Origin of the sequence: Pseudomonas sp. KK4, from assembly GCF_001984065.1 — a bacterium.
Taxonomy (GTDB): Bacteria; Pseudomonadota; Gammaproteobacteria; order Pseudomonadales; family Pseudomonadaceae; genus Aquipseudomonas.
The window spans coordinates 1-589 of the sequence record NZ_LYVP01000259.1; the positions used below are offsets into that span (position 1 = coordinate 1).

Below are 589 nucleotides of genomic sequence, written 5' to 3' on the forward strand. Positions count from 1 at the left end.
GGGCGTTGCTGTGGCTGGTCATCACACCATCGGCGTAGCTGAAACGGCGCATCGAATCACTGTTGCGATTGATCACCTCGGTGAGTTGGCCGTTGTCGTCGTAGCGGTACTGCACCAGGGTTTCAACTGCCTGGTTGTCGACGACGCGCTTGACGTCGGTCAGGCGCCCCAGCGGGTTGTCGTAATGCAGGTGCACCCGTACACCACCGGTGGCGCTGATGTCGGTCAACCGGCCTTCTGCCGTACGGGTGAAATGCAGGTAATGCCCAAGGGCATTTTCCAGGCGTTGCAGCGGGACAACGCGGTTGTCGTCCGGCACCTCGCCGAAGTAGAAAAACAGGTTGTCGAGGGTTTGCAGCAGGTAGTGGCCGCCTTCGGTGCGGACCAGGTAGATCTGCTCGTAGGGGTTATAGATGCGATCACCGGGCTCCATATCCACAAAGGGCACGCTGCGCCCCTGGTTATCCGTGAGGTAGACGAAGCTGCCGCTTCTGCGCAGGCTTTGCTCCCAGGGCAATACCCAGCCCCGGCCGAGCACACTGTCGACGGTCAGGTCGCTGGCATAGAAGCGCGACCATTCAATCGGCAT

1 protein-coding gene is annotated in these 589 nt (G+C 60.6%); it reads right to left on the reverse strand.

Going from position 1 to position 589, the window contains the following annotated elements; genetic code table 11:
- Positions 1-589: DUF6531 domain-containing protein (locus B0W55_RS29410; protein WP_256576415.1), on the reverse strand; the 589-nt coding region annotated here is incomplete at both ends.